The 22,274-nt window shown below is 38.7% G+C and carries 17 protein-coding genes and 1 other annotated feature; of the genes, 4 read left to right on the top strand and 13 right to left on the bottom strand.

Annotation, left to right across the window (positions count from 1 at the left end; genetic code table 11):
• The first annotated feature begins 39 nt into the window (after window positions 1–39).
• Together CPRO_RS05170 and asnB are read left to right on the top strand one after the other, a co-directional pair.
• Window positions 40–1,419 carry a citrate transporter gene (locus CPRO_RS05170; protein WP_066048661.1) on the top strand — a complete coding sequence of 460 codons (1,380 nt, stop codon included), beginning with the start codon at window positions 40–42 and terminating at the stop codon, window positions 1,417–1,419.
• A 19-nt stretch (window positions 1,420–1,438) separates the two neighbouring features.
• Window positions 1,439–3,289, top strand: a complete 1,851-nt coding sequence (asnB, locus tag CPRO_RS05165; RefSeq protein WP_066048659.1) for an asparagine synthase (glutamine-hydrolyzing) — start codon at window positions 1,439–1,441, stop codon at window positions 3,287–3,289.
• A gap of 90 nt (window positions 3,290–3,379) precedes the next feature.
• On the opposite strand, the gene CPRO_RS05160 is transcribed toward asnB, so the two are convergent.
• From CPRO_RS05160 to CPRO_RS05135, 6 genes are all read right to left on the bottom strand, one after another.
• A complete protein-coding gene (locus tag CPRO_RS05160; RefSeq protein WP_066048656.1) occupies window positions 3,380–4,045 on the bottom strand; it encodes a superoxide dismutase in 666 nt (221 codons plus the stop codon).
• Window positions 4,046–4,265: 220 nt separating this feature from the next.
• Entirely contained in the window at window positions 4,266–5,288 is a 1,023-nt protein-coding gene (locus tag CPRO_RS05155; protein ID WP_066048653.1) for a hypothetical protein, read from the bottom strand.
• 1 nt (window position 5,289) lies between these two features.
• Window positions 5,290–6,888: an MBOAT family O-acyltransferase gene (locus CPRO_RS05150; protein ID WP_066048651.1), complete on the bottom strand. Its 1,599-nt coding sequence runs from the start codon at window positions 6,886–6,888 to the stop codon at window positions 5,290–5,292.
• 18 nt (window positions 6,889–6,906) lie between these two features.
• Window positions 6,907–7,134 (bottom strand): acyl carrier protein, encoded by a 228-nt coding sequence (locus tag CPRO_RS05145; protein WP_066048648.1) that lies wholly within the window; start codon window positions 7,132–7,134, stop codon window positions 6,907–6,909.
• Window positions 7,135–7,151: 17 nt separating this feature from the next.
• The gene (locus tag CPRO_RS05140; RefSeq protein WP_066048643.1) at window positions 7,152–7,943 is read right to left on the bottom strand and encodes a GNAT family N-acetyltransferase; all 792 of its coding nucleotides are present in this window, start codon (window positions 7,941–7,943) and stop codon (window positions 7,152–7,154) included.
• Window positions 7,924–9,441, bottom strand: a complete 1,518-nt coding sequence (locus CPRO_RS05135; RefSeq protein WP_066048640.1) for an amino acid adenylation domain-containing protein — start codon at window positions 9,439–9,441, stop codon at window positions 7,924–7,926. The genes CPRO_RS05140 and CPRO_RS05135 overlap by 20 nt, the downstream gene beginning before the upstream one ends.
• A gap of 555 nt (window positions 9,442–9,996) precedes the next feature.
• Here CPRO_RS05135 and CPRO_RS05130 point away from each other — a divergent pair.
• Both CPRO_RS05130 and CPRO_RS05125 read left to right on the top strand, forming a co-directional pair.
• Window positions 9,997–10,473 (top strand): YbaK/EbsC family protein, encoded by a 477-nt coding sequence (locus CPRO_RS05130; RefSeq protein WP_066048638.1) that lies wholly within the window; start codon window positions 9,997–9,999, stop codon window positions 10,471–10,473.
• A 10-nt stretch (window positions 10,474–10,483) separates the two neighbouring features.
• Window positions 10,484–10,921 (top strand): RrF2 family transcriptional regulator, encoded by a 438-nt coding sequence (locus CPRO_RS05125; protein WP_066048636.1) that lies wholly within the window; start codon window positions 10,484–10,486, stop codon window positions 10,919–10,921.
• A 298-nt stretch (window positions 10,922–11,219) separates the two neighbouring features.
• Here the strand turns inward: CPRO_RS05125 and CPRO_RS05120 are convergent, their stop codons facing one another.
• From CPRO_RS05120 to CPRO_RS05090, 7 genes are all read right to left on the bottom strand, one after another.
• Window positions 11,220–11,993 carry an ABC transporter ATP-binding protein gene (locus CPRO_RS05120; RefSeq protein WP_066048634.1) on the bottom strand — a complete coding sequence of 258 codons (774 nt, stop codon included), beginning with the start codon at window positions 11,991–11,993 and terminating at the stop codon, window positions 11,220–11,222.
• Window positions 11,986–12,876 carry an ABC transporter permease gene (locus tag CPRO_RS05115; protein WP_066048632.1) on the bottom strand — a complete coding sequence of 297 codons (891 nt, stop codon included), beginning with the start codon at window positions 12,874–12,876 and terminating at the stop codon, window positions 11,986–11,988. Before CPRO_RS05115 ends, CPRO_RS05120 begins: the two co-directional genes overlap by 8 nt.
• 44 nt (window positions 12,877–12,920) lie before the next feature.
• Window positions 12,921–13,913: an ABC transporter substrate-binding protein gene (locus CPRO_RS05110; RefSeq protein WP_066053725.1), complete on the bottom strand. Its 993-nt coding sequence runs from the start codon at window positions 13,911–13,913 to the stop codon at window positions 12,921–12,923.
• 110 nt (window positions 13,914–14,023) lie between these two features.
• Window positions 14,024–14,267, bottom strand: a binding site (T-box leader).
• 574 nt (window positions 14,268–14,841) lie between these two features.
• Window positions 14,842–17,007 (bottom strand): methyl-accepting chemotaxis protein, encoded by a 2,166-nt coding sequence (locus CPRO_RS05105; protein ID WP_066048629.1) that lies wholly within the window; start codon window positions 17,005–17,007, stop codon window positions 14,842–14,844.
• Between the two features lie 1,150 nt (window positions 17,008–18,157).
• Window positions 18,158–19,561 (bottom strand): dihydrolipoyl dehydrogenase, encoded by a 1,404-nt coding sequence (gene lpdA / locus CPRO_RS05100; RefSeq protein ID WP_330383870.1) that lies wholly within the window; start codon window positions 19,559–19,561, stop codon window positions 18,158–18,160.
• Between the two features lie 59 nt (window positions 19,562–19,620).
• Window positions 19,621–21,183, bottom strand: coding sequence for a 2-oxo acid dehydrogenase subunit E2 (locus CPRO_RS05095; protein ID WP_066048626.1), 1,563 nt, complete (start codon window positions 21,181–21,183; stop codon window positions 19,621–19,623).
• Between the two features lie 90 nt (window positions 21,184–21,273).
• Window positions 21,274–22,242, bottom strand: a complete 969-nt coding sequence (locus CPRO_RS05090; RefSeq protein WP_066048623.1) for an alpha-ketoacid dehydrogenase subunit beta — start codon at window positions 22,240–22,242, stop codon at window positions 21,274–21,276.
• Window positions 22,243–22,274: the final 32 nt, after the last annotated feature.

Raw genomic sequence — 22,274 nt, 5'->3', positions numbered from 1 at the left:
GAATATTGTATTATATCATTTTTTGAGGGAGGTATCGTAATGCCAAGCTTAGCGATTCACCTTACACCCATCCATTTTATCTACCTCATCGGCGTTTTAACCATTCTTGTAACAATGATTTTTAGGAAAGACACGCCCATCGTCTGTATTATTTTTATATTTATTTTAGGGCTTGTTAGTAGCCGCAGCTTAGTAGGCGGTATCCAATCCGTTTTTCACGCCGTTCTATATGCATCAAAGGAATTTATGGAAATCATTGCAACCATTGCATTGGTTACGTCTTTATCCAAATGTCTGTCTGATTTGGGCAGTGATTATTTGATGATGCGTTCCATGTCAAAAATCATGAAAAACACCTATATCGCTTGGTGGATTTTGGGTATCACCATGATGATTTTCTCAATGTTTTTATGGCCTTCCCCCGCTGTTGCATTAGTTGGTGCCATTTTAGTACCTTTGGCTGTGAAAAAAGGATTAACACCCCTTGCGGCGGCAATGGCAATGAACCTGTTTGGCCACGGAATTGCTTTGAGTTCGGACGTAGTGATACAAGGAGCACCTGCAATTACCGCATCATCCGCAGGCATTGAACCCCAAAACATTTTGCAGACAGGAATGCCCTTGTTTCTTACCATGAGTATTGTAACAGTGGTTTCTGCATTTCTTTTAAACAAAAAAACTATGGTGAGCAAAAATCAAAGCATATTATATACACAAAGCAGTGAGAAAGCTCCTCAGCCAAAACCTTCAAAAGCAGCACTTTTTGTTGCAATTTTTACCCCCGTAGCCTTCCTGTGCGACATTATTTTTATGTTCGTATATGACCTGAAAGGCGGAGACGCCACAAGTTTGGTATCAGGAACAGCTTTGCTGGTTATGATTATTTCTTCTATCATCGGTTTTAAACAAAAAAGCCTAGAAAAAGTTACGTACTATATTAAAGATGGATTTTTGTTTGCCATTAAAATTTTTGCTCCCGTTATCATCATCGGCGGCTTTTTCTTCTTGGGCGGTGATGGTATTACCTATATTTTAGGGGAACAATATCAAAGTGGTATTTTAAACGACTGGGCAATCTGGTTAGCTGGCATAACCCCATTAAATAAATATGTCGTTGTATTTATTCAAATGGTCATCGGCGGTTTAACAGGTCTTGATGGCTCCGGTTTCTCCGGCCTTCCTCTGGTTGGTGTTTTAGCAAACACTTTTGGAACAGCAGTTCATTGCTCCGTTCCCATTTTGGCAACTTTAGGTCAGATTTCAGCAATTTTTGTAGGCGGTGGCACCATTGTTCCTTGGGGATTAATTCCCGCCGCAGCCATTTGTAATGTTAACCCAATAGAATTGGCTAGAAAAAACCTACTACCAGTAGGAATTGGTTTTCTCTTTACCTTTATTTTAGCTTGTATTTTAATTTAGCAATTAGGAGGCGTATACTATGTGCGGCATTGCCGGATTTTTCAATCCCAAAAAAGATTATCTGGAACAAAAAGCCTATTACTCAAAAATTTTAGAAGACATGTATACCGTTCAACGTCATAGAGGCCCTGATGACTGTGGAGCTTTTTTAACTTCAAATGCCGGCTTTGCTCATGCAAGGCTTTCTATCATTGACTTAAAAACCGGACATCAGCCGATTACAAGAACCATGAGCGGTGAAACTTGGGCCATTGTTTACAATGGTGAACTTTATAATACCGACGAGTTACGGGAAAACCTTTTGTCAAAGGGTTGGACGTTTGATACTGATTCGGATACAGAGGTTATATTAGTGAGTTATATGGAGTATGGAGCGGATTTTGTAAAACAACTGAACGGCATTTTTGCCTTTGCCATCTACGACCCCATAAAAAATATGATGCTGCTTTATCGTGATCGATCCGGCATAAAACCTCTCTTTTATTCCATTTTTGATCATGAAGTTGTGTTCTCATCTGAAATCAAGGGTATTTTTGCCTATCCAGGCATTGAGCCCAAGGTAGATAAAGAAGGACTTAACGAGGTTTTCAGCATTGGACCGGCAAAAACCTATGGCAAAGGCGTGTTTAAAGGAATTGACGAGCTCCTACCGGGTTATTACATGATGTTCTCCCCTTCAGGAGTTCATTCAAATTGTTATTGGAAGCTGGAAAGCCACGTCCATGAAGATGATTATGCAACAACCGTAGAAAAAACAAAGGAATTGCTCATTGATTCCATCAAACGGCAAATGGTATCCCATGTACCTATCTGTACCTTTTTGTCCGGCGGTGTAGATAGCAGTTTGGTTTCCGCTGTCTGTGCTGCAGAGCTAGCCAAAAAAGGAGAGCAGTTAAACACTTTTTCTTTTGATTTTGTAGGAAATGAGAAATATTTTAAAGCTTCCTCCTTTCAGCCTTCTCAAGATAGGCCTTTCGTGGATATTATGGTGAAGCACCTAAATAGCAACCATCGCTACTTGGAATGCAGTATTCAAGATCAAACCAATTGCTTGAAGGATTCTGTGGATGCCAGAGATTTACCGGCCATGGCAGATATTGATTCCTCCATTTTATATTTTTGTTCCAAAGTAAAGCAGTATAATAAAGTAGCATTAACAGGAGAATGTGCTGACGAAATTTTTGGCGGTTATCCTTGGTTCCATAAAAAAGAATGCTTTGAAGCAAACACCTTCCCCTGGACAATGGATTTAGAAGCAAGAAAGGTTTTGTTAAAGGACGATTTCATTGAATATCTTGATATGGATGATTATGTAGCAAAGACATATGCAAAATCCGTCAGCGAGACACCCAAATTAGCAGAGGATACTCCCCAAGAAGCCCGCAGAAGAGAAATTGCATACCTAAATCAGAAATGGTTTATGCAAACCCTATTAGACCGTATGGATCGAACCAGTATGTACAGCGGATTAGAAGCAAGGGTTCCTTTTGCAGACCATAGGCTTATTGAATATGTGTGGAATGTACCATGGGAAATGAAAACAAGAAATGATGTGGTAAAATCATTATTAAGAGAATGCGGCATCGGGTTAATTCCCGACGATGTTTTATTCCGGAGAAAGTCCCCTTACCCCAAAATTTATGACAAAAATTATGAAACCTTGCTGGCTTCTATGGTTACGGAAATTATGGAGGATTCTTCTTCTCCCGTGCTACAGTTTTTAGACCGAAAAAAAGTGGAAACCTTCCTAAAAAGCCCATCCGATTACGGAAAGCCTTGGTACGGTCAGCTCATGGCAGGACCGCAAATGCTGGCTTATGTGGTTCAAATTAATTATTGGATGCAGAAATGGAATATTAAAGTTGTATAACTAACTAGAATTGTATCTTACCTTTACAATTTTAAAGGGACACAAGGCCTTTTGCCTTATGTCCCTTTAATTTTTTAATAAAGTTTTTCTTTACTCATTTACATCAGTAATGACATCCTCTTTGTTGAAATTGCTAAGGCACTCCATATAATTTTGATTGGCTACATCCCAGTTAATAACCTGCATCCAATCATCAATATAAGCACCTCTCATATAATAGTGCTTTAAAAAATATGCATGTTCCCAAACATCCAAAGCAATAATGGGACAATAGTTTAATAAAAGAGGGCTGTTTTGATTGGGCATTGTAATAATTCTTAATTTTCCATTGTCAAAAACCAGCCAAGTATAGCCAGAACCAAATATTTTCAAAGCCTCTGTCTTAAAAACAATTAAAAAATTGTCCAAGCTTCCAAATTGCGCCTCAATCATGTCAATCAGTCTGCCCTGAGGGCGCACTCCTGTTGGTGGCTGCAATCCATTAAAATAAATACGATGATTATATACTCCCCCACCGTTATTCTGTATGGGTATCCGTAAAGGATCCAATAAATAAACAGCATTTCTGATCAATTCCTCTAGGGTTAACTGCTGTAACTCAGGATAATCTTTAATCGTATTATTTAGATTATTAATATAGTTTTGCAAATACTTGTCATGGTGTATTTCCATAGTTTGTGCATCAATAAAAGGCTCCAAAGCATCATATGCATAGGGCAGTGGTAAGTTTACATATGGGTACTTATCATTTTCCATGGCTATCCTCACTCATCTAGTCTTACTACAAAACTATTCATCAGAAGTTGATTCTATGCTGAAAATCATTTTTCATGCTAAACAAAAAACCTGTAAAGCCATAGGGCAAAACAGGTTTTCAATTTTTTCTACAATTTATTTCTCAGTAAATATTCTAAAATAGTGTATCTTCGCAGAAAAATTGTCATTTCATCGATTGTTGCTCAGGAAAAAGTGTTCGCTATTTTGTTTTGTCTGCGTAAGCTTTGTAGTCTTCCTTCCAGCTTTTATATGCTTCCTCATTTCTATGGTCAGGCAAGTCATAGGTGTTGTCAAGATATGCTCCAAACCATTGAGAAAATTTGATAGAACCACCTAAATTCATATGTCCTTGATCATAATAATCCACGGCTGGATCTAAATTCAACATGTCCCGAACTTCCTGTCGGTCACAGTCCAAATAATCCACTCCCATTTCCTTTGCAAAATCCTCCATTGCTGAGCTTTGTTCATAGCTCCATAACATTTTGGGCATATGAAGCATCAATACAGGTATATCTTTTTCCTTGCAAAGTTGTATGGTCTTCTCAATATAGCTTTTCGCACTTTCATTAAATGCAGGAGAAGCCTCATCAGAAGGCATCATGAAATTTTCCGGATACTCCAAGGGTTCACCACCTCTTAGAAAAACATTTCCTTTTTTAAAAGAATGTTCCATAAGGGGGGCTGGCTCTGCCTCAGCCCAATCTACTTCTTTCCAACGTTCATGATACCGAAACAGTGGAAACATATAGGAGAGTAGTGTTTGCCTGTCATCCGCAGAAGTAATCTCATTCACAATTTCAAATTTATACTTAGATATTTTCATACCATCCAAAGCCCTTCTCAAATCACCTTCCCTCTCAACATAGTCAAAATCAAGGAAAATGTTATCACATAAAAGCACTACCAGTTCAGGCTTTTGATACTCCAAGGATTCCCCCATAAGACCGTAGGTAACAGAGGGTGCCTGTAGTGCTGATGCCCGAACATAACTGGTAAACCCCTCCTGATCCCACATTACCATTGGGGATACCCCTCGCAAAATGGGACTGCTCCCCATAAAGAGTACATCAATGGAATCCTTTGGTTCATTGTAAAAAGCATGGATTTCATCGGATTCATCATCTGGGCGCCGTAAATAATCAGAGGTATTGGAAAATATGATTGAAAAAACGATAAAAAAGGCAATACACCTTGTCACGATTCTGAAACATCCTTTCATTTTAAAACCCCCTATAAATAAAGTCGGAGGCGTTATAATTCAAGCCATATACGCCAAACATAATTAACGAGAAAATTGCCGCCAAATAAATGAACCAGCGGAACAATATATTCTGCTTAGATAATGCTTGGCGAATTTGTACTCCTGATTCCTGAAGTAAGCTGACAGTCAAAAACACCAAGGACGACAAAAACAAAAGCCACAAATCTTGGATATCCAGCCCTAGTTTTAATAATCCGCCATTGATTAAAATATCACTATTCCAATTTCGTAACATGGAATGCATCATATAAACAGAGGCTCCAACGCCGGGTGCTCTGGTAATAATTTTACCTAAAGCAACGAGTACTAATGTTTTCAAAACTCGAAATAAATGCCAGCTAAAGCACTCCGTTCGAATTTCAAATTTTTGTATCAATTTTTTCAATGGCTGATCAAACAAAATTCCTAAAACGATCAGTGTGCCATTGTAAAAACCAAAGGCAATATATTTCCATTCTGCCCCATGCCAAATACCAATGAGGAAGAAAATGATAAACTGGGGAATCAAAACAGGTAATAATTTACCAATATAATTTCCAAAAAGCTGACGTCCCTTTTTTCCCACCTTTGTAAAAAATTTTGATAAAGAAAGGGGATAAAAAACATAATCTCGAAACCATGCACCCAAGGTAATGTGCCATCTACGCCAAAAATCAGGAATACTGGTTGCCAAATAAGGCCTCTCAAAGTTCTTTTCTAATTGAATACCCAATACCTGAGCAGCCCCCGTGGCAATATCAATACCGCCGGAGAAATCTCCATAAAGCTGAATGCAGTAAACCAAAGCCGCTACCGCAACATAAGTACCACCAAAGGTTTCCGGATATCCAAAAACCGTATCCACAATCACCTTTGCCCGATCTGCAATCACAAGCTTTTTAAAAGCACCCCATAGCATCAACTGCACGCCAAACTTTACCCTTTCATAAGAAAAGCTGTTGGGTCGATAAAGCTGTTCCGCCAGATCATTATATCTGCCAATGGGTCCTTGCACAATCTGGGGGAAAAAGGATATAAACAAAGCAAACTGTGCTAAATTACGCTCTGGTTCATATTTTTCCCGATAAACATCAATCAAATACCCTACTGATTGAAAGGTATAAAAAGAAATTCCCAAAGGCAATAAAAAGCTGTAGACAGGCATTTCCAAATTAATGGAAAAGCGCCCAAACAAAGCATTTAAATTACCGCCAACAAAACCTGAATATTTTAATACTGCCAAAATACCAAGGTTAAAAAGCATGGTTGGAATTAAAACAGCCCGTTTCCTTTTTATAAAATTGGCTTTCCATGCTTTTTTTTGTTCTTTATCTAATGTTCCCTTTATTGCCGCAAAATCCGCCTTATTTTTAGCGGACATATTGCCCAGCTTAAGTCCTCCGAGAAATATTGTTATTGTTGTTGCCAGCAAATAAAGAAAGTATCCTGCCCCTGCAAAAAAATAAAAAACATAATTAACAATCAAAAGCGTTACCCAACGGTAACGCTTCGGGGTTAGGAAATATAACGTGGCCGCCAAAACCAGGAAAACCACAAATTGTACCGAAGTAAAAGCCATAACCCAATCTCCTTAAAATCAATCTTCCTGCAATCTTTCCACCAAAGCCATAATTGCTTCAACAGAATTGAAATTTTCAGGAACAATGTCCTCAGCGCCTATCTCAATTTCATAAGCTTCACATAATTCACCAACCAAAGAAACGATGTCAAAGGAATCCAACTCACCGCTGTCCACCAATTCCTTATTTCCCTCAAAATCAACGTCCGGTCTTAATTCAGCTAAAATTTTCAAAAGTGTTTCCATCTCTGCATTATCCTCTCTTATGTGGTTTTTATCATTACGGGTGCTAACCTGCCATCAGGCAAAAACCCGAACTTATCATACATTCGTAAAGCGGAAAGGTTGTCCGTTCTTACCCATAGGAAAAACTTCTTGGCAATATCTTTCTGCACAAATAACCAGTCCCGCACAAGCCCTTCTCCAACCCCCAAGCCCCTTGCTTCGGGCTTCACCGCAATATGCCAGAGCATACTCCCCTGCTTCATCTCTCCAAAATGCAAAAAACCCAGTAGCTTTTGGTTTTGCAATGAAACCAATACTCTCTGATTTAAAATATCTGCAAGGAGTGCCTCCTTTGTGGGCAATGCAGAGGAAAAAGGCTCAAAACTTTCAAGCATCAGCTGAAAAATATCCTCCAGCAAATTTTCCCTAGCAAAGGTTATCTTCCTTTCTTCCATTATAACGTTTTTGGACATGATATACATCCGTTTACGTTCTAAATATGCCTGAAAACCCACTTTTTCCCAATCATCCTGAGAGGGAAGCCGTTCCTTATTTGCCAAAAGCACTTCTTCCAGTATAATCGGTTCAGCAAAAGCAGGCAATACCTCAGGACTATTTTCCTTATCTAAAAAATAAAAAAGGCGGTAAAATTGATCTTCTTTTAGAAAAAAATAAGCACTGTCAGCAAAATCAAAACGACTGAATTTTTCTTGTTGCACCAACAGAAGCACCTCTTCCTCAGAAAAGAAGAAGTTTGTTCTCTGTCCCTTTGAAAGTCTCTTGGCAATTTCCTGCCAAAAAGCCCAGCCATCAATCATTTTTTCTATCATAATACTCCTTTAGGCGCAGCCTGTCTATTTTTCCGTTTAAAGTATGTGGCATCTCCTCTAACTGGAGCATCACATTGGGAAACATATACTTAGGCACCTTATCCTTTAGCTTTTTTAAAATATAGCTTTGTGTTGCCTCACTACCGCAATAAAATAATATGATTTTTTGGGTTTCACTATCATATATGCAGGCACCGTTTTTCACTAAATCAATGGAATTTACTGCCGCTTCAATCTCGCCCAACTCGATGCGGTGACCCATATGCTTTATTTGATGGTCTTTTCTTGCCAAAAAAATAATCTCGCCATATTCATTATACTTTGCTATATCCCCGGTTTTATATATTTTTTCCGGGTAGTGAAGGTTTAGGGGATTTTGGATAAATGCCTCCTCGGTTTTTTCGGGGTTGTTATAATACCCTGGCGCAAGACATCTGCCACGGATACAAAGCTCTCCTGTTTCCCCTTCCTTAGCCAAACGGTCTCCGTTTAGAATAAAGATATCTGTATTTCTGCAAGGATATCCTATGGGCAAAGGTTCGTCATCGGCAAATTCTCTATCAACAATATAATAGGTACAATCCACCGTTGCCTCCGTAGGACCATAGATATTGGCAAATACTGCTTGGGGATATTTTTTCCTCCACATATTATACTGCTTTGTAGGCATAATTTCACCGCAAAAAGCAATTTTTTTCAAGCACTGAGGCGCAATTTTTTCCAACGTTCCCGTATTTGCCACTATGCAAAAAGCAGAGGGTACCCAATCCACATAATTTATTTTCTTTTCCTCCAAATACTCCATCAGCTTTATGGGAAAAGAAAATAGCTGCTTCGGAATGATTTCCATAGTCGCCCCTGTTTTTAAAACAGCATAAATATCTTTTACAGAAGAATCAAAATAAAAGGGTGCTTGATTTCCAATGGTTTCTTTCTCGGTAATATCAAAGGTCTCCGTATACCATTCTGTCAGGTTGATAACGGAATGATGGGTAATAATAACGCCTTTGGGTACCCCTGTTGAGCCGGAGGTAAACAAAGCATAAAGGGGATCAGCATCTATGGCAGATTTTCGAATCTTAGCCAATGCTTCTTCCGCCACCTCTGTAGTAGCTATTTCTTCAAACACCACTGTTTCGCCTGCATATTCTAAATACTCTGCAGCCTTTTTGCTTTTTTCATCAATCAAAAGCACCTGGGGCTGTAATGTTTGAAAAATAGATAAAATACGTTCCTTAGGCATTGTGGAATCTATAGGGGTATAAAAATTCCCACTGAAAACACAGCCTAAAAAGGCCGCTACTGATTTTGGTGTTTTTTCCATCATAACCGCCACCGGTGCATTCCTTTTTCCATATCTTAATAGAAAAGTTCCGATTCTTTTGCTTAGAATCAAAAGTTCCTGAAAGGTAAGGGCTTCCTCTTTACCCGTAAAGGCTATTTTTTCAGGAAATTTTGTGGCTGTTGCTTCTAAATATTCTAAAATATTACGTATCATATTTTCTCCTCGTTTCGTTACAGTTTTCTCCTCAGTAACTAATAGGAATAACTCGATTTTGAGTATAGCATTTTGCTTATAACTCGTCAAGGCAAGGGAGAAAACCAGTGACTTCTTTTCAAAACTTTAGAAAAAGAAATATTTCAATTAGACTATTTTTACCTTTGGAAAATTATATCATACGCCATTGGCATTAAAGAAACATGTCTAAGTAATTTCACTCTTTACTAATCCAATTTCTGCCCATATTACTTCAGTTTAAACCAGCGCTCTCTTTGTTAAAAAACTTTATTTCCGAAATAAAGTTAAATGGTATTCTTTTTTTAAAAATTTGTTCTACGAAAACCAATATATTTGATGGTTGCACTGAAAAACTATATACTTTACTCTAGAGAAAACTTTTCAAGTATTTTATTCAATTTAGACTGATTTACTGCATTTTATTTATCAACAAGGGCTTTATTCCTTCTGTTGCCTTGCACAATCCCCTTTTTTCTGCTATGATTTAAAAAATGTAAAAATTTATAATTTCCTTAAAAAGGAGCTGGACCTATCATGTCAATTGAAAAAGTTCGGGCATACTTACAAGAACTGAACTGCCCTAAAGAAATTTTGGTATTTGAAACTTCCAGTGCCACCGTTGATTTGGCGGCGCAGGCAGCTGGAGTAATCCCCGCGCGTATATCTAAAACACTATGTTTAATGTCAAAAGATGGCCCTATCGTCGTTGCTGTTGCAGGCGATGCCAAAATTGATAATAGAAAATTTAAGGATAGCTTCGGATTAAAGGCCAAAATGTTATCACCCGAAGAAACCTTAGAAGCCACTGGACATGCTGTAGGTGGCGTTTGCCCTTTTGCTCTGCCTGAAGGGACTAAGGCCTATGCAGATATCTCAATGAAACGTTTTGAAACAGTTTTTCCCGCCGCCGGCAGCAGTAACTCCGCCATTGAATTTACCTGTGATGAATTATTTCAGTACGGAAAATGTGTGAACTGGGTTGATATCTGCAAAGGTTGGGAAGAAGAATAGAGGTGTATTCATGAAAATTTCAACCAAAGGGCGTTACGGAATTCGTTTAATGCTCTCTTTGGCAATTAATTACGAAAAAGGAACACTTTCTTTAAAAAACATTGCAAAGGAACAAGAAATTTCTGAAAAATATTTGGAACAAATCATCAATCCCCTGACGAAGGCGGATTTGGTAAAAAGCTTTCGAGGTGCACAAGGGGGATATACCCTTTCAAGAAGCCCCAAAGACATTTCAGTAGGCGAGATTTTACAAGTTTTAGAGGGCTCCCTTTCTCCTGTGGCTTGCGTTGATTCTCCTACCTGCCCAAATTCAGATAACTGTGTTTCCCTTTCTTTGTGGAGACGAATGAAGGATGCCCTGGATGAGGTGGTGGATAATACAACCTTGGATAGTATGGCGCAGGAATATCTTGAAAAAGAGGCGGGAAAGCGAAAAAGTCACTTATAGGGATTTTTTAAGAAATAATGATTTACTTGGCTTTTATAGTTCCAAGGATTTGCTTTGTAAGCTTATATTCATTTTGACAACCATGAAAAGTGGTTGTCATTTTTTTATACTTATGATCTATTCTCTATTTTTTAGAGATTAAATCTGATAAGGCAGAAAAAGTGAGGAATAATTACCGCAATTTCTGATTTAAGAATTTTGTCCTCAAAAGTCTTATTGCCCCCCAACATAAATTTAAGTTTAAGAAATTGCTTTTTTTATTAGCAATTCAGCTCTTTCATCAAAAGAAAAGTACGGCTTAATTGCCGCACTCAATACTGATTGAAGTAAATACATCCAAAATGTCCTGCACTTTTAACTTACTCTTTTCTTCCTCCATCAAATCCATAACCATACCGCCCTTATCCATCATAACCAGGCGATTTCCATACTCAACGGCGTATCTTAAGTTATGAGTAACCATCATAGCAGTCAAATTTTTTTCTTTCACTACCTTCGCCGTTAAATCCATAATGATTTCTGCCGTTTTTGGATCTAATGCAGCTGTATGCTCATCCAAAATTAAAAACTCTATGGGGGTTAATGTTGACATAATCAGAGCGGCGGCTTGTCGTTGTCCACCGGAGAGCGCTCCAACCTTCACATCCATTTTATTCTCCAAACCAAGGCCTAAAATAGAGAGCTGTTCTTTATAAAAATTCTCTCTTGCTTTATTGATTCCAAAAGACAGTCCAAATGTTTTCCCTTTATTATCCGCCAAAGACATATTCTCCAGCATGGTTAAGTTCGGGCAAGTGCCCATAGATGGGTTCTGATACACACGGCCAATGGAGCGATAGCGCTGAAAATCCTTCATCTTTGCAATATCTTTTCCACCAACCAGTACTTCCCCACCCTCAATGGGGATACTGCCACAAATAATATTCAGCATAGAGGTTTTTCCACTGCCATTACTACCCACAATAGAAACAAACTGCCCATCACCCACAGTAAGGTTAAACTTATCAAATAAGCACATTTCTGTAACTTGACCCGGGTTATAAATTTTTGTGATATTTTTCAACTCAAGCATGTTCTGCACCGCCTTTCTTTCTGTCGCCCAAAACCAGAATAACTAAGAACAGCACAGCCATAGCCAATTTTAAAAGGTTTGCAGGAAGCCCCAAGCTTATAGCAACCTGAATGCAAATTTTGTAAAAAATACTACCTGTCAGAACTGCTGTTGTTCCCTTCACAAAACCAAAACGACGGAACAAAGTGGTACCAATAATAACGGTCGCCAAGCCGAATACAACCTGCCCCGTTCCCATTGTGCTGGAAAATGATCTTTGTTCTTGACAAACTACACTACCACAAAGGGCGACCAGTGCATTTGCTATTACAAGTCCTAAAATTTTTGTTGTGCCTTTATCCTTTGCCAAAGTCGTAACCAAAGTACTGTTATCTCCCACTGCCCGCAAAAGCAATCCGCTCTTTGTCTTTAGATATAAATCCAAAAGAAGCTTTACAACTAGAGCTAAAATCAAAGAAACAATAAATTTTCGCATCATTAAGGGCATTGAACCTAGCATTGCCATAATAGGAGCTGCATTGAAAATCGTGTCAATATCCCGACCAACTGCAAGATTTGAACCGGCAATTTGCAAATTAATGGAGAATAAGGCTGTCATTGTTATAATCCCCGCAAGCAAATCTCTAACACCCAATCTAACGTGGATATATCCTGTTATAAAACCTGCTAGCGCTCCAATAGCCGCAGAGATTAAAAGTACCAAAAAAGGATTCACTCCATGAATCAAGAGCACTCCTGTGATAGCCGCTCCCAAAGGGAAGCTGCCATCCACAGTTAAGTCAGGAAAATCCAATATTTTATAGGTAATAAAAACACCATAGGATAACAATGCATAAATAAATCCCTGTGTCAGTGTACTAATCAACAAATCAACAAAAACCATTTTATAAACCTCTTTCTATCACCTTGACCCATCAAAGTTACGGGTTAATTTGCAGCTTCAATTGCCTTTTCTGCAATGTCAGCGGGGATTTTCATACCCATATCTGCCAAAGCCTTAGAGTTAATATAAGTGTCGAAGCTTGTGATTGTTTCATAAGGCAATTCCTCAGCTTTGGCTTCACCTTTTAAAATTTTTGCTGCCATTGCACCCGTCTGTTTTCCTAACAAAACATAATCAATTCCGGCGGAAGCTACACAACCAATCTTTACCTGCTCAATTTCGCTACCATAAACAGGAATACCTGCTTCGTTTGTTTTTTCTAAAATAGAAGGCAATACACCTACCACATTATTATCTGTCAAATTTGAAATACAATCCACACCCTTGGCAATCATATTGTCAGCGGCCTGTAAAACCTCTGCCTGCTGAGTAACACCAATGGTTTCAATAGTAAATCCATAGGAAGGGCCTTTTTCCTGATACTCTGCAATTGCAGATACGGAGTTTGGCTCGCTTGTTGTATAAAGAATGCCAATTGTTTTTGCATCAGGTTGTAGTGTACGAATCAGTTCAAGCTGTGCCTCAATAGGAAGTTTATCGCTTGTTCCGGTAATGTTACCTTTATCTAATTTCGCCTTTACAGGGTCTGTAATTGCTGTAAATATAACAGGAATATTTTTATCCTCTGCTGCTGCAAAACAGGCAGTTGCTGAAGGTGTTGCAATTGCACACATCAAAGCCACATTATTTGCCGAAAAATTCTGCGCAATTTGTGTTGTAATGTTATCATCAAAGCCGGCATTCTGATAGTCGACAGTAAAATCTTTGCCTTCTACCAAACCACTCTCCTCAAGACCTTGCAAAAATCCCTCTCTACAGTTATCTAATGATGCATGCTGACCATACTGAGAAATACCAATGACAGGGACATTTCCACTTGCACTATCTTTACCGGGTTGAGGACTACTGCTTCCGCAACCAGAAAGTGCCACCAAACTCATTATCGTTGCCATTGTAAATGCTAAAAATTTTTTCATACTCATACACTCCCTCTTCATGTCTAATTTCAATCTAATCTCGTCTAATCTAAACTATGTAACCCTTAAGGCGAGGAATTTTCCTAATAAAAAAAGTCCTATCCCATAATACATGGGACAAGACTTAGAAAATCCTGCGATACCACCCAAATTGACGATAATTCGTCCACTCGCTCACTGTACAAAAATACAGCCCATCTGGATAACGGGTACGGTTCCCGTCGGGTACTACTTGCCGAAGCTTTCGCCCGCCCTCATAAGTCCATTCACCTAGCATCCCACTGCTGCAATTTCACCACCTGCAACTCTCTTAAAGCGGATAAAAAGGCTACTCCTCTTAATCATCGGTTTCATTTTAGATACTGTAATTATAGCATGCAGTCTGTAAAAGTCAATAGTTTTTTCGTTGTTTTTCTGAAAAAGCATAATCCCAAAAATGATTTGTGGGTTTCAAAAATTTTAGTTTAATACCTAAATACATTAGCCTAATTGCCACTATTGAGACTTCAGTGAATAAATCCGATATAACTGAACGCATCAAGTTTCTCTCAATCCCCCCCCTAATCTCTCGTAATACTTTCATTCATTTGCTTGTCAACAAAATCATATTTAGATTTTCGTATTACACACACTAACGGAACATAATTATTTAATTATAGGTAACGCTTGTGCTCATTAAATCAACATCAATAATGAAAAAAGAACATCCTTCATACTTCTCAGCAAAGTATATTTACTTCTTTATATACATATATCCTATTTCTTCTTTTAAGTGCTTACATTAGTTTTTTCAATAATTATTTTTTGTTCTGTCTCTTTCATCCATAAAAAACCTCCGAAGGCTTTAGGATTAAAGGCTCGGAGGTAAATTTAAAAACTACTTTAATTACTCATTAGTACATGTTAAGAAAATGAGCAAAATACTTCATTAATATTTATATTCGTCATCATCAATGTCTTTGCTTTCATCACTGTCTTTGCTTTCATCAATCTCATCTTCATCCGCATCTTCTTCTATGAAATCTAAATCTTCAAAGTTCTCTGTGTTCATTACATCTGAAAAGTGATCAGACCTAGATTCTGTTGATTCCAGCAAGAATTTGGATAACAGCTCATTTAACAACTGTGCCTGTGCCGACAATTCCTCACTAGCGGCCGCCTCTTCCTCTGCTGTTGCACTATTGGTCTGTACAACTGCGGAAATTTGCTCAACGCCAAGATTGACTTGATTTATGGAATTCGCCTGCTCGTTGCTTGCGTCGGAAATATACTGAATAATCTCCGCGGATTGCTCAGCGCCTTGCACAATTTCCTGTAGTGAATTTGCCGTTACGTCAACGATTTTTGTTCCTTTTTCAATTGCACGCAATGCATTTTCAATCAGCGCAGAAGTGTTTTTTGCGCTTTCCGCAGACTTGCTTGCAAGATTTCTTACTTCATCGGCAACGACTGCAAATCCTCGACCTGCATTGCCTGCTCTGGCTGCTTCAACAGCAGCATTTAGTGCCAGTATATTTGTTTGGAATGCAATGTCATCAATATTTTTAATAATTTTTCCAATTTCATTGGAAGCACGACTGATTTCATCCATAGCTTCCACCATTTGCTTCATTTGCTCCTGACCACGCAAAGTTGCATTGGAAGATTTCAACGCTATATCCTTTGCTTTTGTGGCATTATCAGCTGTTTTCATTATCTGTGTAGAGATATCATTAATGGTTGCAGAAAGTTCTTCAATAGAGCTTGCCTGCTCAGTGGCACCTTGAGAAAGGGCTTGGGCTCCGCTGGAAACTTGATCTGAACCAGAAGCAACCTGCTGTGCCGCCAAATTGATTTGAGATAAGGTCTCACTCATCATTTCCGTTGTTGAGATTAAAGCCTCTTTAATTGCCGCAAACTCGCCATCATAGTCTTGTTTAAACTCAAGCTTGAAGTTTCCATTTCCTATTTGATTCAGTAATTCGGCAATTTCATTTATGTAAGCAATATAGCCTTTTAAACGTACCACTGTTTTATCAAAGGACTCTGTAAGTATTGCTGTTTCATCACTACTCTTTACATCCAGCTCAATATCAAGATCACCAGCTGCTATTTTATTCGAGGCTGCCGCCAGTTTACGTAAAGGCAATACAATTCGTTTTGAGGAAATATAAATAACTGCACAGAGAACCAACAATACAATACTTAAAATGGAATACATTAGCGCCTTCATCTGAACATAAGGCCTATCTACCTCTTCTTTTGAAATAGCAGAAACTACCTTCCAACCGGTATTGCCAACTGAAGAATTAAAGCCGATTAGTTCTTCACCATTATACTGATATTCCACAACATTGGTAGAAACGGTTTTCATAAAATTTTTCTGAATATCATCAGCATTAAGCTCATCAACAGATTTCATTACAAGCTCTGGATTTGGATGATATAAAATTACATTGTTTTCTGTTATAAAACAATAGTAACCATGATCGCCCAATCGCAAGCTGCTTAATATGGATTTTAGCTGAGAAAGCAAAATGTCAATGCCAACGGCACCAACCATTTCACCATTATCATAAACTGGAATTGTAACGGATACCACCAATTCACCTGTACTTGAATCTAAATAAGGATCGGATAATGATAACCCCTTCTTTTGCATCATTTTAATAAACCATGGACGCTGTGTAATCACCCAAGTTTCATCAGACACATAATTATCGGAGCCGATACATTGGCTGGTATCAAGGTCTCCCAACCAGACCGAAAGAATATTCATTGAATCAACACCAGCAATTTTCTTTAATTCGTTTAATACTGCAGGGTAATCGGGTAAATCAGACATCTTTGTTCCTTCTTTCGCCTCCAGCATGAAATTCTTAAACAACGTATTGTTGGAAGCTGTTTTCGCAATGGACTGATATGATGAAAGATACTGACTAACCTGCCATGATGCGCTAATGGAACTTTCTTTTACAACCTGATTTGTCTGTTCACTAATACTACTTTTTAACCGCGAAGAAACAGCAAAAATAAGAATCAAAAATAAAATCAGTGAAGGAATAAGTGTTGTAATAATCATTTTTCTTGCAATACTTTTTGTAAAAAATTTCATATCATTACCTCTTTCTTTGTTTTTCTGTCTTTTCTGATTTCCTGCCTTACGAACGGTACCGAATTATACGCCAAATTTGGTTCGTCTCGTGGGATACCATAAAATTATTTTATCGGAAGTATCTTTATTTTTGTAGGTCTTTAGAGGTACATATCCCTACACCAATACAAACTGCTTAACGAAAACTAGGAGAAAATTTACTGCTTAAAAATGAAAACTTTAAAGTTATTCTAAAAAATTCTTATTCTCCCTCCTTCATCTAAAATACTCCTATACAGATGTAATTTTCGTATAAACAGAAACAGCAAAGCTGTAAATTTTGAGCATTTGCTCAAAATAATGTTCATTTATTTATGTTCTTGCTATGTAAAAAGAAAATATTATACAAGCCCTATCTTTTTATAATTGTAGATATTATAAATTTATAAACTTATCAAAGTACGCCTAATATTTGCATGTTCTGGAAATTTTGTATGTAAACTAAAACACTTATAAAAAGGTATACTCCTAAACTATCACAATTGAATTCATTATTCAATTCAATTGAGGACAAAAACGACTTTTTTTGCCAATTTGTGGGTATTTCCCAATAAAGAGACATTATTTTTACAGATGAGCATATATTTTATAATTATTGTTCCGACACAAAAAATTCAATGTACAATTCATACAAAAAATAATTTTCAATCATATATTTTTTATAATTAATTATAATTTTCTGGCACTTTTTCTTAATGTTTATCTATTCTTTTCACATATATTTTCATGAAAAACCTAATATAATATGCAAAATCATTAGAAATGCAAGAATTAAATTACATTTTTACTATCCCACTTGTAATTATCAGATAAAACGGTTAATCCTTCAATCGTCAATTATTTGCATACAGAAAAAAGAGACTGCAAAAGGCAGTCCCTTTTTCGTTTCCCGCATTCCTATTTTGGAGTCAGTCTGATCAAATTTTCTCAAGACCTTAACAGATACTCCCAAAACTCCACCTAAGGCTAAAAATCAGTATATTCGTCGTAAATCCAAATATAAATCAGCCTTTACAGCCAATTACTTGGCCGAATTAATCAACATTCAATGTTTATTGTTGCCATTAAAAGAACACAAGCTTGAAATATTGATTACTCCTTTTCAACCATTTCATTTATTGGGAATATGAATTGCTCTTTTTTCTGCCGCCAACGCCGCTTCACGCACTGCCTCCGTTACCGTAGGATGGGCATGAATGGTATTGATAACCTCTTCTAATGTTGCCTCTAAGCCTATGGCCAAAGCTCCTTCACCAATCATATCCGTTGCTCTTGGCCCCAGGATATGAATTCCTAAAATCTCGTTAAATTTCTTGCCATATAAAATTTTAATTGCACCTACGCCTCCGTTTGCGATCAAGGCCTTTCCATTTGCAAACAAAGGGAAATTCCCAACACCGTAGTCGATGCCCTTTTCCTTTGCGCTTTCTTCTGTAAGTCCAACGCCTGCAAATTCAGGCACAGTGTATACACAAGAAGGATTGGTTTTACTATCAAAACCTGCCTTATGACCCAAAGCATTTTCCGCCGCAATCTCCCCTTGGGCAGAAGCAATATGGGCAAGCATAATCTGCCCAAGGCAATCGCCAATGGCATACACATCCTTCACGCTGGTTTCCATAAATTCATTTACCTGAATTTTGCCCCTATCATGGCGAATACCTGCTTTATCCAATTGCAAAGCTGCGGTATCCGTCCTTCTGCCAACGGCAACCAGAACCTTTTCTGCCAAAAAGTCCTTTTCGGTGCCTTTTAAATCAACCTGAACCTCTGCTTTATCACCGGATTTTCCAACGGAAAGAACCTTTGCATCCGTCAAAATTTCAATGCCTTTTTTCTCCATCAAACCACGGAGTGTCGCAGTCAATTCACCATCCATCATTGGCAATAGCTTGGGTAATGCCTCAACAATCGTAACCTTTGTTCCAAAAGCATTGTAAGCGGTTGCCAATTCCATGCCGATTACACCACCGCCGATTACCAAAAGGCTTTCCGGTGGATTCTCTAAGGAAAGGGCCGCCGTGGAATCAATACAAGCAGGGTTCCCCTCAACACCTGGAATAGGTGGGATGGCAGGAATTGAGCCTGCGGCAATGATGATTTTATCTCCAGTTAAAGTTTCTGTTTTTCCATCTTTCTTTTTTATAGAAAGGGTTTTTGCACCTGTAAAAGAAGCCTCTCCTTCAATGATCTTCACTTTATTTGCCTTTAATAAGCCTGTTACGCCGCCAACCAACTGATTGACAACAGCACCTTTTTTCGCTAAGACCTGCTTCCAATCATAGCCTTCTGGCTTTACTTTAATGCCATATTCAGCGGCATGATTCATTTCTTCCATGATCTCTGCGGCATGCAACAACGCCTTCGTGGGGATGCACCCAACATTTAAGCAAGTTCCGCCCAATCTGTTTTTCTCAACCAACGTTACATCAGCACCCAATTGTGCACCACGAATTGCCGCAACATAACCACCGGGACCGCCGCCAATTACGATTAAACTTATATTTTTCGCCATAATGATTAATCGGGTGACTCTATTGTTAGAAATAGAGTCACACCGTTTCCTCCTTTATTTTATACAAAAATTAATTCAGGATTTTCCAAAAGCTCTTTCATGTCTCCCAAAACTTCCCCCGCTTCTCTACCATCAAAAACTCTGTGGTCAAAGGTCAGCATCATATGCATCATGGTTCTGGGACAGAACTCCCCTTTATACTCAACAAATTTTTTCTTTGCTGTACCAAAGCCTAAAATTCCCACCTGCGGAGGAGAAATAACAGGAGTGCCAAAGTCAATATGGAACATACCAACGTTAGTAACCGTAAAGGTTGCTCCCGATTGTTCTCCCCCTACCAGTGTGTCATCTTTTGCTCTTAATGCAAGATCACGCAGAGCCTTACTCATTTCCAGCAAGGAATACTGATCCGCATTCTTTAGTACAGGAACTACCAAGCCTTCGGCAAGGCCTACCGCCATACCCAAATTTACATAAGGATAGGAACTTATTGTCTCACCATCGAAGGTGGAGTTCAGCATAGGGTGTTTTTTCAACATTTTTACTGTTGCCAGCATCAACATATCATTTACAGAAATCTTGCAGCCCAAAACGTCTGCTTTTTCCACATATTTTTGGCGCATCGCCAATAAATCTGTTACATCAATTTCCGCAAATACAGTCAAGGGTGCCATAGTTTCAAAGCACTTTCTCATATTTTTTGCAATGGATTTTCTGCGTCCGCTTAAGGTTATTTTTACAACCTCTCCCGTTGGCTGTACTGCCTTAACTTCAGGTGCAGAAATAGGTGCAGCCTTAGCCGCTTCCAGATATGAATATACATCTTTTGCAATAATTCTTCCATTGGGGCCTGTGCCGCCAACCAAAGCCAAATTCAAACCTGTACTCTTGGCAATGTTTCTTGCCAAGCCTGTTGCTCTGATATGTCCATCTTTGGCTACAGCATTTCCACCTTGGGGTAATGTATCAGCCATAGATAACGCAACGGATTTATGGCACACTTCACACTCATTGGCACACATTGCCTGACTTGCAGGTGCAGTTCCATTTACCAAAGCATCATATGCCTCTTTTGTAGAAGCAATAAAAGCCACAGTATGACCCACCTTCACGGTCTCCCCTGTTTTTGCAACTCTATGCAAAATGCCATCAGCGGTTGCTTCACATTCCATTGTGGTTTTTTCGTTTTCAAAATCGAAGATTGCCTGTCCTTTTTTAACCGTTTCTCCTTCAGCAATTTTCCATTCTCCAACAACGCCTTCAATCATGGTTAAGCCGGCTTTCGGCATTACTACCTCTGCCGCATCAACATTTACAACCTCAGGAGCCTGAGAAATAACTGCCTCAGATGAATTTCCACCATTTTTCATGCTATCGTATTCTTCTTTGCTTGCCGCAATCAATGCAACTGCCATGCCAACCTTTACCACATCCCCTGCATTTGCAACAATATGCAAAATACCATCTTCGTTTGCTTCGCATTCCATTGTGGTTTTTTCGTTTTCAAACTCCATAACCACATCACCTTTTTTAACCATTGCACCCTCTTCAACTTTCCAAGCGGAAATTGTGCCTTCAATCATTGTTAACCCAGCCTTGGGCATTACTAATTCAACGCTCATATATTTTTACCCATAACCCCCTTAGGGTTACAGTTCCCTCCTATTCTTTGGATTTTTTCTGCATCCCAAATGAAACAGTGCCTCTTAAAATCAAAATAGTCTCTTCACTGTTTCCACAATCTTGTCTGCATTGGGAATACAAACCAGCTCCAGCGCTACATCATAAGGCAAAGGAACGTCTAACGCCGCAACCCTCAAAACAGGTCCATCTAATTCGTCATACATTTCCTCTTGCATCATCGCTGCGATTTCCGCACCAATGCCACCTGTTTTATTGCCCTCTTCCACAACAATTGCCCGATGGGTCTTTTCTATGGATTCGCGGATTGTCTCCTTATCCAATGGCGCAATGGTCCTTGGATCAAGCACCTCCGCGCTAATGCCCTCCGCAGCCAATTTTTCCGCAGCCTCCATAGCTTTTTTCACCATCAAACCAATGGCTACGATGGTAACATCACTACCTTCTCTTTTAATATCTGCAACACCAATGGGGATTGTGTATTCTTCATCAGGAATATCTTCCTTCACCTGATATAACTGCTTATGTTCAAAGAATAAAACAGGATTGTCTGAGCGAATTGCGCTCTTCAAAAGACCCTTTGCATCTGCCGCTGTGGAAGGGCTGATGATGATTAAACCGGGGGTGTGCATAAATAAGCTTTCTACACAGTTGGAGTGCTCTGCACCTGCACCAAAAGCAGAACCAGCCGCCGCACGGATAACCATGGGAATTTTGTATTGATCTCCATGCATAAATCTCCACTTTGCAACACAGTGATAAATCTCACTGAATGCTACCAACAAAAAGTCAGAGTACATCAATTCAATACAAGGTCTTAAACCAACCAATGCTGCACCCGCACCAACACCAATAATTGATGTTTCGGAAATTGGTGTATTTTTCACTCTATCTTCACCGAAAATTTCGTATAAACCTCTGGTAATACCGAAAATTCCGCCGTGTTGGGCAACATCCTCGCCAAACACAACAACGTTTTCGTCCTTTTCCATTTCTTCTCTTAAGGCATCCGAGATTGCCTGTCCATAAGTTACATGCATATGTGAAACCTCCTTAGATTTTATCCATCAAA

The organism is Anaerotignum propionicum DSM 1682, from assembly GCF_001561955.1.
Taxonomy (GTDB): Bacteria; Bacillota; Clostridia; order Lachnospirales; family Anaerotignaceae; genus Chakrabartyella; species Chakrabartyella propionicum.
This window is presented reverse-complemented; position numbering and strand designations above follow the sequence as displayed.